We start from the raw sequence: 15537 nt of genomic DNA, 5'->3' as shown, positions 1-15537 counted from the left end.
CCCCTGCCCCCTGCCTTCCCTACTCTCCCTTAACGTGTGGCAAGATTGAAATCAGATCGCATCGCACTTAACTAGGCAAACGAGATGCTGGGAAACACACTTGTAGGAAGATACCAAATAATTAGTAACTTGGGAGGTGGGGGTTTTGGTGAAACTTTTGTGGCTTGTGATACACAATTACCCGGTTCACCTCCATGTGTCGTTAAGAAACTTAAACCCCAGGCAAGTGATCCCGTAACTTTGGAGACAGCTAGGCGTTTATTTGATACGGAAGCACAAGTTCTGTATAAATTAGGAACTCACGATCGCATTCCCCAACTTTTAGCTTACTTTGAGGAGAACGCCGAATTTTATCTCGTACAGGAATTGATCGAAGGGCATGACTTGAGTCTAGAATTAATCCCGGGTAAAACCTGGAGTCAAGAGCAAGTAATTTCACTTTTACAAGAACTTTTAACAATCTTAGAATTTGTCCATCAACAGAATGTAATTCACCGTGATGTTAATCCGCGAAATATCCTCAGACGCCACCCAGATGGCAAATTAATCTTAATTGATTTTGGTGCAGTTAAACAAATTACTACCCAGGTGATTCTTCCTGAAGGCTCAATTAAAGGTACTGTTGCTATAGGTACACCTGGATATATTCCTGGAGAACAAGCTCATGGTACGCCAAAATTAAGCAGTGATATCTATGCTACGGGAATAATTGCTATTCAAGCTCTCACTGGATTGTCACCAGAGGAAATAGTAAAAGATGCCGATACTAATGAAATTATCTGGCACAATCAAGCCACGGTAACGCCAGAATTCGCTCAATTCTTAGATAAGATGGTATGCTACGACTTTCGCCAACGTTATCCTTCGGCAACGGTGGCATTACAAGCACTGAAAGAGTTAACACAACCCCCCGCACAGACAATTGCATTAACTCCTATTTCTTTGCCCAAAAATATCAACAAACCTCAACCTAAAAAAGGTATATTGGGTAAAATTTTACTAGCAATATTTTTAATTGGGGTTAGCACAATAGCATCAATATTAATTTTAAATCACATTAATTCAAATAATGCCATAGAATTATCCAAGCAAGGAAATACCCTTTTTGATTTGCAACGTTATCAAGACGCATTAGAAGTATATGAAAAAGCCGTTAATATTAGACCAGATTATGCTCAAGGCTGGAATGGTCAAGGTAAAACGCTGTCTAAATTAAAAAAATACAAAGATGCGTTAGCAGCCTATGATAAAGCAATTCAAATTCAGCCAGATTATTTTGAAGCTTGGAGTGGACGAGGCTTTATATTAGGAAATTTACAACGATATCAAGAAGCGATCGCCTCTTTTGACAAAGCCTTACAATTAAATAATAAAAGCTCGGAAGTCTGGAATGCTAAGGGTGAAGCTTTTAGTAATTTAAATCAATATGACCAAGCAATTCAATCTTATGAAAAAGCGATTGAGTTGAAACCAGACAATTACGAAGCTTGGTATAAAAAAGGATTAGCTTTACAAAATTCTAAACGATATGAAGACGCGATCGCAGCTTATGAAAAAGTCGTTGCTTTAAAACCAGACTACGAGCAAGCCTGGTATAATTGGGGAAATTCCTTAGTCAACTTACGACGCTACCGAGACGCATTTACAGCTTATGATAAAGCTGTGCAATACAAGCCAAATTATTATCAAGCCTGGTTATCCAGAGGTAATGTACTGCTCAATTTACAACATTATCCAGAAGCGATTGAATCTTTTAATCAAGTAATCAAATATAATGCCAGTAATTATCAAGCATGGTATAATCTGGGTTGGTCGCTGCACCAAACCCAACGTTATGAAGAAGCAATAAAAGCTTATAAAAAAGCAGCAACGCTTAAGCAAAAAGATTATCAACTCTGGTACAATTTGGGTAATTCACAATACATTTTGCAAAAATACGAAGATGCGATCGCGTCTTATAATAAGGCAGTTCGTTATAAACCAGACCATTTTGAAAGCTGGTATAGCAGAGGCAATGCGCTATTAAATTTGAAACAGTTTAAAGATGCGATCGCTTCTTACGATCAAGCAATAAAATACAAGCCTAATTACCAACAAGCAATAGACGGGCGCAATCAAGCCCAAATTCAACTACAAGGCGAAATATCAAAGCCTAAACCTGTAATTGTGCCAGTTCTCCCATTTCCTAATGCTACTAATTCACCGCAAACGACACCCTAGTACAGCACGGCGTAAATAAAGCTACCATTTCATTACAGCCAGAAAGCCCAAAATTAAAGCTTTTTGACTTTTGACTTTTGAATGCGTGACTTCCGCCTTGCGGTACTAGTACATTAACAATTCGCAATTCCGAATTGTTAACAACACTTCTTATAGCCAAGAATTGGAATTTTAGTTGATTTTAAAGAATATCAAATAAAAACTTATAATACACGCCGTTATTATAAATTTATTAATTATTTTATCAAAAGCTGTGAGCATAGGTAGTTTCTTGGGCAATCTAAAGATAACCTAGAATTTCTTCTTGCCGAACTATGCCATTAAGGAGCTAACCCTTGATACGAGCAAACTCCAGCCTATCAGCAACTAACAGAGAAAGTCATCCCTCACGAAATTTACTAATTCGATTTATTCTTGGCGGCACTACCCTTATAGTCAGTATTTCTGCTTATTTTAGCTATCAAGCCGCTAGAAATATGATGCTCAAAGATTTGAGACATAGCGCTTTTTTAGAGGTACAGAGAGGGAGTGCTGAAATTGAGGAGTGGTTACACGTTCGTCAAGTGGAGGTACAAACTCTGGCGAATACTTCAACTGTACGTTCCTTAAACTGGTCTGTGGCAGAACCTTATTTAAAGGCAGAAGTCAAGCGGATTCATGAATTTTTCTTGTTCCAAATAGCTACCCCTGATGGTTCATATTCCAATACAAAAGTTGGTCGAGCAAATAAAAATATTCAGGATCGAGACTACTTTCAAAAAGCAATTGCGGGAAAGACCAACATTTCCGATCCCTTCATTAGCCGTTCTACAGGAATTTCTTTAATTGCGATATCTACCCCGATTTGGTCAAATTCTGCTAGCAGTAGTTCACCGATAGGGACTTTCCACGGCAATGTGAGAGTCGATCACATTGCAGATGTTGTCAACTCCCTCTACTACGGTGCGAATAGCTATGCTTTCGCCCTCAATTCCCAAGGGCAAGCGATCGTTCATCCTAACTCGGCGTTAATGTCAACCGTAGAAAAACCTGCACCCAGCCTGCTGAAAGTTGGCGATCGCAATTTAAATGCGATCGCGCAGCAGATGGTAAACAAACAACAGGGAATTGAGTTAATGGAAATTGACGGCACTAAAAAGTATGTAGCTTATCTGCCGTTGCAAGCCGCTAATTGGTCTGTCGCCTTGGTGATTCCCCGCGAAAATATCGAATCTCGATTGCAATTCCTCGATTTAATCGCCTTAATTGTTGGTGGATTGACAGTCACCATGATTACTGTCTTGTGGCAAGTGCAAGCATTTGAACAAGCTGAACTGAAAAAATCTAAAGCTGCGGCTGATACAGCCAACCATGCTAAAAGTGAATTTTTAGCCAACATGAGTCATGAACTGCGAACGCCTTTGAATGGCATTCTCGGTTGTGCCCAAATTTTACTGCGTTCCCCAGCTTTACCGAATCAAGAACAATATCACGTCAATATTATTGAACAATGCGGCTCTCATCTGCTGACTTTAATTAATGATATTTTGGATCTCTCCAAAATTGAAGCAAAAAAGCTAGAACTGCATCCAGTTGATGTGCATTTGCCATCTTTTCTCCAAGGAATTGTGGAAATATGCCAGATCCGGGCAAAACAAAAAGGCATTTTGTTTGTCTATAAACCCGCGATCAACTTGCCTACAGGGGTTCATGTTGATGTCAAAAGATTACGTCAGGTGCTATTGAATCTGTTGGGAAATGCCATCAAATTTACAGATGAAGGTCAGGTTACTTTCAATATTGAAGTAATCGAGCAACCTTCCAGCGATCAGCAGAAACATCGCCTTCGATGCACCGTAGAAGATACAGGAATTGGTATAACTCCGGCAGAATTGAGCAAAATTTTCTTGCCATTTGAACAAGTGGGTGATAAAAAGCGCCAAGCTGAAGGTACAGGGCTGGGTTTAGCTATTACTCGACAGTTAGTGCAGATGATGGGTAGCGATATCTATGTTAAGAGTCAGATCGGTCAGGGGAGTAGCTTCTGGTTTGAGTTGGAGATTCCTGAAGCGACTGACTGGGTACAATCTGTGATCGCAGCATCAGAGAAACAAATCATTGGCTTTGAGGGTAGCCCCTACACCATCCTGATGGTTGATGATCGCTGGGAGAATCGGACAGTGATTACAAACTTACTGCAACCACTGGGTTTTAATGTAGTTGAAGCCAGCAATGGTAAAGAAGGTTTAGAAATAGCGATCGCCCTCAAGCCAGACTTAATCATCACAGATTTGCTGATGCCAGAAATGGATGGGTTTGAATTAATTGAACACCTGCGTCACACTCCAGAAATTCACAATGTCAAGATTATTGTCTCTTCCGCTAGTGTCTTTGAAGCCGACAAACATCGCAGTCTGCAAGCTGGAGGTAACGCCTTCTTAACCAAACCTATACATATAGATGAATTATTGCATCAACTAGAACAGTACTTAAATTTGGTATGGATTTACAAGCAATCTCAGCCTGATGGAGAAAAAGCCAAAGAAGCAACAGCAAATAGCCAATCTGCTCAATTAACCCCTCCTTCCCCCCAAGTGTTGCAGGAACTGGTCATCTTAGCCAGTAAAGGTAACTTCAATGCCATTCTCAAGTGGGCCGATCAACTGGAGGAAACAGACATAACCTTCGCGCCATTTGCTAGCGAAATAAGGCAACTAGCAAGACAATTTGATGAAGATTTAATCCTCAATTTCTTGACTCAATATGCAATGGAAACAGCATGAAAACTACTATTGAAGACCAAAAAAATTCTATAAATTACGCTTTTTCTAAGGGAATTATTTTAGTCGTTGACGATAACCCTGCTAATTTACAAGTTTTATCCAGCTTTCTGGATCAATCTAGTTTTGAAGTTTGGGCAGCACGCAGTGGTGAGAAAGCTCTTGGGCGATTAGAAAATGATGATTTACCTGATTTAATTTTGCTGGATATAATGATGCCCGGTATAGATGGTTTTGAAACTTGTAAACAGCTAAAAAGCAATCCTCGTGTCCAAGATATTCCGGTCATTTTTATGACAGCCCTCTCAGGAACTGCTGATAAAATCAAAGGTTTCCAATTGGGAGCCGTAGACTACATTACCAAACCTTTTCAGCATGAAGAAGTCTTAGTACGGATTGAAAATCATCTAAAGCTGAGAAATTTGACGAAAACCTTAATCGCTAAAAACACCGAATTAGAACAGACTCAAACCCAACTGATTCAAGCAGAAAAGGTAGCAGCTTTAGGTCAAATTACAGCAGGAATTGCTCATGAAGTTAATAATCCCATCAATTTTATAGCTGGCAACTTAAATTTTGTTGAACAGTATGTACAGGAGGTAGTTAGTTTACTACATCTTTATCAAAAATATCTGCCCGATCCACCAGAAGAAATTAAAACCGCGATTCAAAAAAGCGATTTCAACTTTTTGTTAAATGATTTATCTAAAATTATTCAATCCATGCAACTTGGTACAGATCGCGTTACAGAAATTGTGTCATATTTAAACAACTTTTCACGACACAGAGAAACGGGTAAAAAACTAACCAACTTGCATGAAGGGTTAGATAGTACATTACTCATTCTCGGACATCGGTTTAAATATAATACTCATCAACCAACCATCAAATTAGTCAAAGAATATGGAAGCTTGCCACTTGTTGAGTGTTTTCCTGGGGAAATTAATCAGGTTTTTATGAATTTAATTTGTAATGCGATCGATGCAATTGAAGAAAAGTATAAAAATAAAGATATTGAGACAATTTATCAAAATCCTGGAGTTATTAAAATTAAAACCGAGGCAATTGGAGAGCAAGTTATTTTAAGAATTGCCGATAATGGATCAGGTATAAGTAAAGCAGATGCAACAAAAATATATGATGCTTTTTACACAACAAAACCTGTCGGTAAAGGAACAGGGCTTGGTTTATCTATTGCTTACCAAATTGTGGTGAATAATCATCACGGCAAACTCACATACGATTCCCAACCAGGTGAAGGCATAGAGTTTATCATTGAACTACCCATCCATTAACAATTTAAAATTAATTATTGCATTACAAACATTTTCAGACAGAATTTAAACCCCGACTGATGAATAGAGCAGAGATGTAGAGGCACAATATATTATGCCTCTACTCGCATTTTCAAATGGTTATATGTAAAAGTTTCTAAAAATTGTTGTAATTAGCGAATATTCACCTCTTGTAGGTAATTTACTTTTTGAATATATTCAATATTAGTGGCTGAGTTTTTAGAGAGAAATGAATTTTTTCTTTTTACAGAAGCGACTTTTTGATAATCATTCCGGAGACCTTGTTTTTGAGTATACTCATTCAATTTGACTTGAGCTTGAGCATAAACTAGAGTATCGTTGGGAATATTTCGGAGAAATTTTACAGCCTGATCAAAATCACCAACCAATGCTTGTTTATAGGCTTTCTGCAAAAAGTAAGCCGCTCTAATCTGACGCTTTCGATTGTACTCAGCTAACTTGTCTTGAACTAAAGCACCCGCACGACTTTCTTTAGGAATTTGCCGCAGATATTGTAATGCAGCAGAAAAATCTTTTGTATCGGCACTTTCGTAAGCTTTTGCTAATAAATCTTGTGTCTGTGCTTCAATGTTGACGTATGCTTGCTGAACTAATTTATCTGTTTTAGATTTCCAATATAAAATATTTGGAATGTTAGCAACAGCATGAATAACATCTGACCATTTGCTATCATGGAAAGCTGTTTGAGCTATTTGGTATTGCTGTGCAGCTACTTGCCATTGCTCTTGCCATTCTTCAATTGTGGCTTGCGCTTCTGGATAAACATTGCTGTGGGAGGGAATTGATTTAGCAAGTGCGATCGCTTCTTCTAAATCTCCTGCTTGATATTCTTGTGTGGCTTTAGATAAAGTTTCTGTTTCTGAGTATGCAGGCGCAGCATTAATTAAAGAATATACACCAAATCCCATCACTAAAGAATTAGCCGCCAGTCCTACTTTCATTCCTGTTAATAACGGAGATGAATTTCCAGATGTAGGATTATCATTTTCAACCGCCGCTTCTATAGAAAATTTATCATCTGCTTCTAATATTTCTGGTGGCTGTTCCCATATTATTTGTTTGAGTACCCGCAGCACGTCACTCGCAGACTGAAAGCGGTCTTGGTAATTGTAGCGGATCATTTGGCTGAGAACAGCAGCTAGATAATCGTTAACTGGCGTGTTTTCAGAACGCCAAACAATTTCATTAGTATAAGGATCAGCTTTTAATTGTAATGGTTCCAACCCAGTTAAAGCCTGGATAGCAATCATACCCAAAGCATAAATATCACTGTTGGGCTGTGTTTCTCCAATAAATTGCTCTGGCGGTATATACCCCAATGAAGTAACGGGAATTCTATAAATAGGCAATTCCGCACCTATGCCAAAATCGATAGACTGGATTGAGCCAAAGTCAATCAAAACTAACTTGCGTTGGGCATCACTATTACGTCTAATCAAGTTTTCCGGTTTGATGTCGCAATGGATCACGCCTTGAGAGTGAACAAATTCCAGAATACCTAAGACATCTATCAGGAATTCTACAACTTCCATTTCACTCCACAGACACCCCCATTGTTGATCGATGGGCAGTTCCGCAGCCAACGCATGTCCTTCAATCCACTCTTGGACTAAATAAAATCGCTCGTTTTCTTCAAAGCAGGCAATAAATTCAGGAATTTGGTGATGGCTTCCCAAAAGCTTGAGGGTTTGGGTTTCAGCCTGAAACAGTAACCTCAGCATCTCCAAGTAGCCAGATTCGGAACTATTAACTTTAATCTGCTTAACAACGCATTTGGGATTCTCTGGATAATCTACGTCTACAGCTATGTATGTTTGTCCAAATACCCCTGCACCCAGGCTTTGGATAATTTGGTAACGCCCTTGTAGTAATTTACCGATTATGTGGTAGGTCATGACCTGGTTACTCAGTAAGTCCTTTTATTTAGTTTTCCTGGCATTCCCTCCGCTTTCCGGAATACTTTAGAAATAAATAAACGGAATTTTGATACCTTAATACAAGTTTAATTTTTAAGTATTTTTTCGTAATAAAATATAATTTTTTGTTAAAATTTGTATCTTTTATTTCATTGACTATTTTCGATGAAATTCAAGCAAAAATGTTTAATGTGCAACCTGAGTTACCCTTGAGTTATGAGCAAATAAGTTTAAATTTTGATTTTGGGATTGAGGACTACTTATGTTCAAGTACAATCCGCTAGACTGTCTTCCTTCATCGGTAGAATTACCAGATTCTGATGATACACCTGTGGATAACGAACTGCAAATATTAGTTCCTAATTTATTATTAGCTACTTTAGCTTTAATCTGGCAAAACCGTGATGATTGGTTTTTCGGCATCAACATGGGAATTTATTATACACCCAGTAACCCTGCCATTGTTCCAGATGGATTTCTGAGCTTGGGTGTAGAACGTTTTGTTGGAGAAAATGGACGTTCTAGTTATGTTCTTTGGGAAGAAGATGGAATTCCACCGATTTTAGCTTTAGAGGTTGTTTCTCAAACTTACAACGGTGAATACGAACAAAAGAAAACAGATTATGCTAACTTAGGTATTTTGTATTATGTAATTTATGCTCCAACACGTCTGCGACGAAAGCGACAACGTTTAGAAGTTTATCGTTTAGTTGAGGGTAAATATATTTTACAACCAGGAGATAAACTCTGGATGCCTGAAATTGGTTTAGGTATTGGAATTGAAAGAGGAACCTATCAAGGAAAAACACGAGAATGGCTATACTGGTATGACGAAAATAGTAGTAGGTATTTAACGCCAGAAGAACAATTGCAAAATATTTTAGCTAAATTACAACAGCAAAAAATTGACCCTAATACACTTTAAATCCGCATTTTTAAGAGTTGCTGTTCGAGCCATATCTTTTTACTTTGACTCTTACCCGCCTAATATTTGAATTGTTTAATTATTGATTTCTTCATCGTGTTCGACTACTTCAGATTTATCTTGTAACGGCTTCACCACCCGCGCGATCGCTTCTTGAATAAAAGCCTTAATAAATTCATCTCTGCGATTAATTTGAAACTGTCGCTGCACAACTTCTGTCATTCCACCATCACCCCAATCTTGGTCATGACGAAAATATTCAATAAAACTTTTACCAGCAATTCGCGTTAAATAAGCTGCTGTCACGCCTTGAATTGCTCTACCAATAATAAAGGTAGCAACATTAAGTTGCAAAGCTGTAGATAATAATTGAATTGCTCCTTTAACAATGCCCAAACTAGCGATCGTTTTCGCTAAAGAAAGGGCTAACTCTCGTCCCCGTTCCATATTCAATTCACAGCCGTAAACTCTGCCAATTTCCACAACCATTTGAGCATTAACAGCAGCTGTCGCCAGCAAATCTACCACTGGTATCGGCGTGACTGATACCACACCAGCACCAATCCACTGAAAGCGTTCTACGATTTTGTCAGCTTGACGGCGACGCTGGCCATCGATGAGTTTTCGGGCTTCGTCTCCCAATCGCAGAGATTGTAAAAGAATGTTATCCGCCACCAAATCTTCACCCTCAGCCCGTAAAACAGCAGCTGTGCGCCGCAGCAAAGGGATGATATCGGGTTCCGGCTGGAAGGTTTCGCCAGTTTCTAATTGTGCAGGTTGGGGATTAGCAGTGATCGCTACCACATCATTAGTAGCAATAAATCCCCGTACCCGTTGACGCAACCTTGCAAGGATGGATTCTTTATCTTCATCTGTATATAAATCAGTTTTGTTGAGAACTAAGAGCGATCGCTTTCCAATTTCTGCTAATCCCCGCAGTGGTTCATATTCTGAGCGCCGTAAGTCATTATCTACCACAAACAAGAGTAAATCGGCTTCTGTCGCCAGTTCTCGCGCCATTTGTTCCCGTTCCGTTCCCGCCACCCCTGCTTCTAAAATTCCTGGCGTATCCGTAATTAAAATCTTGCGTTCTAATCCCTTCAACCGCAGACAATAGGTTTCTCCAACCTGAGTTGTACCCATCGGTGCATCTACCTGACCTACCATGCGTCCCATAATTGCATTAACTAGGGAAGTTTTACCAGCACTCCCCGTACCAAATACCACTACTTGAATTTCACCCCGTGCTAAGTTTGCTTCAATCTCCCGCGATTTACTTAATAAAGCTTGGCGTGCTACTTCATCTTGAATTTGCCCTACCTGTTGGCGCACAGCTTGGAGAGTTGTAGAAGCAGCATCAGATTTGCCAGCAGGAATTTGCGCCGCAGTTACTCGCTTCGGGTTGCGGCGCGATCGCTTTTCCCCAGATTGAATCACCAATACGTAATAGACAAAAGCGGCAACCAACGCTCCAATGAGGACAATCAGCAGCAACAGCAGCAAATTGCCTAGCAACGGCGAATAGGACAATTGCCAATAGAGGCGCGATAGGGAATCAATTAGCCATAGGGCTAGCCCCAAAATGACGATCAGACCAACAATCAGCGTTACTATGCGTGACAGAGGCATGGCTGGGAAAGATTAGTGAGTATTCAGTAAGCAGATGCTTCTGATTTTAATAGTTTCAGTATTTTTTACCAGGGTAGTAAGAAGCAGCTTTTGATTCAACCAAGAACGCTCATCTGCTTGACTAACAAAATTTTAAATCTCGCACTGCGTTTCTATCCCGCCTCGGAATGAATTCCGAGTCTCATAGTTGAAGTCCACTCAAGTGGACTAAACAAGCAATTCAGTCCACTTGAGTGGACTTTCGCTATCAGCCCAGAACTTCAGTTCTGGGCGGGATGTCGTTCAGAAGACAGATACTTGTAATCTTCATAGTTTCAGTATTTTTGACCAGGGTAGAAAAAGCCCTTTTTGATAAACTGAGAGCGCATTTTGTATCAAATGTGTTCTCACTTGCGGCTGGATTTCTTGTTTTTGATGAAAAACCGTCTACTAAAAACATTCAACAGCGAGTTATGCCATGACTGCGATACCTAAACTAAGCTACTTTAACTGGGTTCAACAAAGATTTCACCAGCTTAGTATTCGGCAAAAGATTTTTTGTGGGTACGGACTGGCTTTGGGAGTTGCACTTTTGGGAACAACGGCAGGGTTAGTAATAGGCGATCGCTACTTCCAACAAGCCAGACAACATCATCTGTTAATAGATGAAGAAGGAAGCTTGTTAAGTAGTTTACAAGGAAAACTGTTGGAAATACAGATCCGCCAGCAAGAAATACTGCCTTTTTTGCAGCAGCCGCAAGCGTTACAAAGGGGAATTTCTGATTTTAAAAGCGATCTGGCGGATGCGGAAACGTTGCTTTCTCAGGCACAAGAATTTAGTCAAACCAGTTCGCAAGAGGATTTACAAGCTCTGCTCACAAAGCATAACATCACGATAGCCGGATATTTTGAACAACTCAGGTCGCTGATTCGGCAAATTTTGCCATTAACTTCACAGCCAGAGGGAGCTATAAAAGCACAGCAATTAATCTCGAAATTCAGTCAAAGTCAGGATGCTTTAAAGTTTTATCAATTTGCCCATGAGTTAACCGACTTTGCCAAAACAATTCAAGAACGCCAAGAGAAAGCTGATCTAGCCCAAGAAAAGGCTACACTCATGCAAGCTCAGATTATTATTGGTAGTATGCTGCTGTCAGTGGCGATCGCTGCCATCCTGGCTTTCTACACAAGTAAAATCATCGCCCATCCCATTAACGCGGTGACGAATATTGCCCAAAGAGTTACCCAAGAAGCCAATTTTGACTTGCAAGCGCCTGTAACCACAGAAGATGAAGTAGGGGCCTTAACTAGCTCCCTGAACCAGCTTATCCAACAGGTGAAGCACCTTTTAGAAGAACAACAAGCCGAGGCCCAAGTCCGACTAATTCAAAGTGAGAAAATGTCTAGTTTAGGACGGATGCTGGCTGGCGTCGCTCATGAAATTAATAATCCGATAAATTTCATTTCTGGCAACCTCGTACATGCAAAAACTTATACTGACGATTTATTATTGCTACTACAAACATACAAAGCTGAAGTTCCTCATCCTTCCACTGCTTTGCAAACTTTAACAGAAGAAATTGATTTGGAGTTTCTTGAAGTAGATTTGCCAAAACTCTTCAACTCTATGACAATTGGTACTGACCGCACACGAGAAATTGTCCGAAGTTTGAAAGATTTCTCTCGTTTAGATGAGGGAGAAGCGCAGTTAGTAGAGCTACATGCTTGTATAGATAGTACACTATTGATTCTGAACAATCGCCTGAAAAATGGTATTAACCTTGTTCGCAACTATGGAGAAATTCCACCGATTCCAGGCTACACAGGTTTACTTTATCAGGTATTTATGAATATTCTTAGCAATGCCATTGATGCTTTGGAGCAAAAATCGGCAGAGAATCCCGAATTTATGCCTGAAATCACCATTATCACAGAATGCTGGCAGAATAATTTAGTAATAGTGCGAATTGCAGACAACGGCTCTGGTATTTCGCCAGAAAATCAGAAAAAGATATTTGATACATTTTTCACAACCAAACCACGAGGTATTGGTACTGGTTTGGGACTAGCGATCGCACATCAGATTGTGGTAGAAAAACATCAGGGTAAAATTACTTGCCAATCTGAGTTAAATCGAGGTACAGAGTTTGTGTTGGCTCTGCCTAAAGCAGGTATCGCTTAATCGATTTATCATCCTTAAGCTAGTAGCTTTTTAAATTTTATTCGTTCACTATAAAGCTCGCGTGTTCTAATTTATTAGTGGACTTACGCCAGTTTTGGCAACTTTTTTGAAAACAAAGAGAGAAACAAACTTATGGGACTTTTCGATCAAATTCTTGGTGCCGTTGCTAACCCCAATCAACAGGGCAGCTTAGGTCAATTGGGAAGTATTGTTAACAGTGTACAGCAAATGAGCGATCGCACTGGCACAGACCCTTCTACCATCCAATCAGTTTTATCAATTGTTGGTGGTCAAGTGCGTTCTGCTTTACAACAAAAGCAAGCCACAGATGGTAATGAAGCCGCACAAACTCTAGTTAATCAATATGCTGGGACTTCACCTAACCCTCAAGCCGTCAATTCGTTGTTTTCTCCTCAGATACAACAACAGGTAGCTCAGGTTGCAGCCGGGCGCACTGGATTAGATGCTGGTGTAGTTCAACAATTGCTGCCTTTAGCAGTACCTTTAGTATTGAATTTTTTGCAATCAGGTGCAAATGCTCAAAATCCCCAAGGTGGCGGGAATTCTGTACTGAATTCTTTCTTGGATGCTGACGGCGATGGTGATGTCGATATCGCTGATGCCATCCAAATGGCTAGTCGGTATATGCAAAGGTAACACTTCTTAATCCCCACTCCCCACTCCCCATTCCCTATTCCCTTAGACATTGGCAGTTAGCCCTTGCTAGATTTTTAGCTAAGGCATAGGCTGAAAAGATAGAAAACTTGTAAATAGATATTAGACAGTCTATGGCTAAAGTTTTTGACTGTATTACTGAGGAACAGCAAGGTTTTATTGCAGCCCAACACCTTTTCTTTGTTGGCTCTGCACCCTTGAGTCCTACGGGTCATGTTAACCTGTCTCCTAAAGGTTTAGGCTGCTTTCGCGTCCTCTCTCCCAACCGAGTAGCTTATTTAGACCTTACAGGCAGTGGTAACGAAACATCAGCGCACTTGCAAGAAAATGGGCGAATAACCTTCATGTTTTGCGCTTTTGAGGAACCCGCGCGTATCCTCCGTCTTTACGGTCAAGGAAAGACGATTTTACCGAATTCTCCAGATTGGGACTCTCTGTACTCTTTGTTTGTGCCGATTCCTGGAACTCGTCAAATTATCGTTGCCGATATTGAAAAAATACAGATTTCTTGTGGTTTTGGCGTACCACTTTATGAATATCGAGGTGAACGCCAGACTTTAGTAAACTGGGCTAGTAAAAAAGGCGAAGAGGGAGTTCGAGAATATCAACAACAGAAAAATATTGTCAGCCTTGACGGTTTAGCCACACCACTGAGTAAATTATTTTAAAGAAAGACAAAAGCGGACTTTGGGGTATGAGTTATGGATTATTCTATTCGTCCACTCACACAAGAAGATGAGCCTTTCCTTTGGTGAATGCTTTACGAAGCAGCCCATCTGGTAGAAGAAGGTAATTTGACAGTGCAAGATGTGATAAATAATCCTAATTTGGCAAAATACGTTAAAGATTGAGGACATAAAGATGATAGCGGCTTTGTCGCTATTTTAGAAAGTAGTAATCAACCAGTAGGAGCGGCATGGCTGCGTCTATTGACAGATGAAAATAAAGGATATGGCTATGTTGATGAGCAAACTCTTGAACTAGCTATTGCCATTCTTCCTCAACATAGAAATAAAGGCATAGGAACGTAGTTACTCACACATTTGTTAGCAGCAGCTAAAACATCTTATCCATCAATATCACTTAGTACTAGAGCGACAAATCCAGCTATAGGTTTATATAAACGAGTTGGCTGGGAAGTTCTTGCTGACAGTGAGACAATCAATCGAGTTGGTAGCATCTCTTTTAAGATGAAAATTGATTTTTAAGCTAAAAGCTCGTCAATTGTAGGGAGTGTAAATAAGAAAGCCGCCAAAGCGATCGCAGGTTGCAAGCGGCTTTTTGGTGTAACATCACAATAGTTGTGAAATCCCTATCTTCATTGGGAATTTTACTTTTATCGAACAGAATTCAGGAGCCAGGAGTCAGAATGGGCTAAACCTTAGCTATCCGCTAACAGAATGAATTTTGACCGAAAAAGCGGATAGCGTAGCGTTAGCGACGTAGGAGCGTCTGAATAACTAGATTCAAAACCCCCACCAAATCTTAGATTTGGTGGGGGTCTTGAATCAGTCGCGGGTCTGAATCCCCGACTGATAGCGTAGCGTTAGCGAGGAACGAGTGTCTTGATTTTGACTGGAGGCGGGGCGTCTCCGGCTCCGCTCGTGAATTCTGACTTCTGAATTCTTCTTCATGACCCTTTAGGATCGGTGTCACCACCAATTATTACTTGGAACAAATTTCCTAGTAAAGAGAAAAATGCCGAAACGAATACTATCATCATTAAACTAGCAAGGGCAGCAAAGGGAGAGATGATGAATAAGAGTAAGAGTGCAAGCATCAAAATCGTTAGTAATGTCTTATTCATCTTTTTCACCTTTAATAGTTGCTACTCTCAAGCTAACCAGCTAAGTAATGATCTTGACTACAGTCAATAGAAGGAATTGGGAGCAACGCGATTTGGTGAGGTAGGATCAAAAACCAGCGATCGCTAACA

Annotated in this window: 10 protein-coding genes and 1 pseudogene; 8 read left to right on the top strand and 3 right to left on the bottom strand. The window is 40.0% G+C overall.

The genetic code is table 11. The features are described from left to right. Nucleotides 1–84 precede the first annotated feature (84 nt). The 3 genes from ACFE90_RS26355 to ACFE90_RS26345 all read left to right on the top strand — a co-directional run bounded on the left by ACFE90_RS26355 (nt 85) and on the right by ACFE90_RS26345 (nt 6274). Complete coding sequence (locus ACFE90_RS26355; RefSeq protein ID WP_375505385.1) at nt 85–2220, top strand: tetratricopeptide repeat protein; 2136 nt, start codon at nt 85–87, stop codon at nt 2218–2220. Nucleotides 2221–2555: 335 nt separating this feature from the next. Further along, a complete protein-coding gene (locus tag ACFE90_RS26350) occupies nt 2556–4982 on the top strand; it encodes an ATP-binding protein (RefSeq protein ID WP_375505384.1) in 2427 nt (808 codons plus the stop codon). Further along, entirely contained in the window at nt 4979–6274 is a 1296-nt protein-coding gene (locus ACFE90_RS26345; protein ID WP_375505383.1) for a response regulator, read from the top strand. Before ACFE90_RS26350 ends, ACFE90_RS26345 begins: the two co-directional genes overlap by 4 nt. Before the next feature lie 152 nt (nt 6275–6426). On the opposite strand, the gene ACFE90_RS26340 is transcribed toward ACFE90_RS26345, so the two are convergent. Then, the gene (locus ACFE90_RS26340) at nt 6427–8190 is read right to left on the bottom strand and encodes a protein kinase (RefSeq protein ID WP_375505382.1); all 1764 of its coding nucleotides are present in this window, start codon (nt 8188–8190) and stop codon (nt 6427–6429) included. 283 nt (nt 8191–8473) lie between these two features. On the opposite strand from ACFE90_RS26340, the gene ACFE90_RS26335 reads away from it, so the two are divergent. Next, nucleotides 8474–9136: a Uma2 family endonuclease gene (locus ACFE90_RS26335; RefSeq protein ID WP_375505381.1), complete on the top strand. Its 663-nt coding sequence runs from the start codon at nt 8474–8476 to the stop codon at nt 9134–9136. 75 nt (nt 9137–9211) lie between these two features. Here ACFE90_RS26335 and ACFE90_RS26330 read toward each other — a convergent pair whose 3' ends face one another. After that, nucleotides 9212–10765: a YcjF family protein gene (locus ACFE90_RS26330; protein WP_375505380.1), complete on the bottom strand. Its 1554-nt coding sequence runs from the start codon at nt 10763–10765 to the stop codon at nt 9212–9214. Between the two features lie 457 nt (nt 10766–11222). On the opposite strand from ACFE90_RS26330, the gene ACFE90_RS26325 reads away from it, so the two are divergent. The 4 genes and pseudogenes from ACFE90_RS26325 to ACFE90_RS26310 all read left to right on the top strand — a co-directional run. Beyond that, nucleotides 11223–12926, top strand: a complete 1704-nt coding sequence (locus ACFE90_RS26325; protein ID WP_375505379.1) for an ATP-binding protein — start codon at nt 11223–11225, stop codon at nt 12924–12926. A 132-nt stretch (nt 12927–13058) separates the two neighbouring features. Then, on the top strand, nt 13059–13583 hold the full coding sequence (locus ACFE90_RS26320; RefSeq protein ID WP_375505378.1) for a DUF937 domain-containing protein: 525 nt from the start codon (nt 13059–13061) through the stop codon (nt 13581–13583). A 131-nt stretch (nt 13584–13714) separates the two neighbouring features. Then, a complete protein-coding gene (locus ACFE90_RS26315) occupies nt 13715–14269 on the top strand; it encodes a pyridoxamine 5'-phosphate oxidase family protein (protein ID WP_375505377.1) in 555 nt (184 codons plus the stop codon). 204 nt (nt 14270–14473) lie between these two features. Further along, a pseudogene (locus tag ACFE90_RS26310) lies at nt 14474–14632 on the top strand (GNAT family N-acetyltransferase); the annotation flags it as partial. 599 nt (nt 14633–15231) lie between these two features. Here the strand turns inward: ACFE90_RS26310 and ACFE90_RS26305 are convergent. Beyond that, entirely contained in the window at nt 15232–15408 is a 177-nt protein-coding gene (locus ACFE90_RS26305) for a hypothetical protein (RefSeq protein WP_167407598.1), read from the bottom strand. Between the last annotated feature and the right edge of the window lie 129 nt (nt 15409–15537).

It is taken from the genome of uncultured Nostoc sp. (assembly GCF_964245445.1).
GTDB lineage: Bacteria > Cyanobacteriota > Cyanobacteriia > Cyanobacteriales > Nostocaceae > Nostoc.
This window is presented reverse-complemented; position numbering and strand designations above follow the sequence as displayed.

Coding starts and splice junctions, on each gene's coding strand:
- ACFE90_RS26330 (WP_375505380.1), bottom strand. CDS start 10,765: ATGCCTCTGTCACGCATAGTAACGCTGATTGTTGGTCTGATCGTCATT.
- ACFE90_RS26335 (WP_375505381.1), top strand. CDS start 8,474: ATGTTCAAGTACAATCCGCTAGACTGTCTTCCTTCATCGGTAGAATTA.
- ACFE90_RS26355 (WP_375505385.1), top strand. CDS start 85: ATGCTGGGAAACACACTTGTAGGAAGATACCAAATAATTAGTAACTTG.
- ACFE90_RS26325 (WP_375505379.1), top strand. CDS start 11,223: ATGACTGCGATACCTAAACTAAGCTACTTTAACTGGGTTCAACAAAGA.
- ACFE90_RS26340 (WP_375505382.1), bottom strand. CDS start 8,190: ATGACCTACCACATAATCGGTAAATTACTACAAGGGCGTTACCAAATT.
- ACFE90_RS26305 (WP_167407598.1), bottom strand. CDS start 15,408: ATGAATAAGACATTACTAACGATTTTGATGCTTGCACTCTTACTCTTA.
- ACFE90_RS26320 (WP_375505378.1), top strand. CDS start 13,059: ATGGGACTTTTCGATCAAATTCTTGGTGCCGTTGCTAACCCCAATCAA.
- ACFE90_RS26345 (WP_375505383.1), top strand. CDS start 4,979: ATGAAAACTACTATTGAAGACCAAAAAAATTCTATAAATTACGCTTTT.
- ACFE90_RS26315 (WP_375505377.1), top strand. CDS start 13,715: ATGGCTAAAGTTTTTGACTGTATTACTGAGGAACAGCAAGGTTTTATT.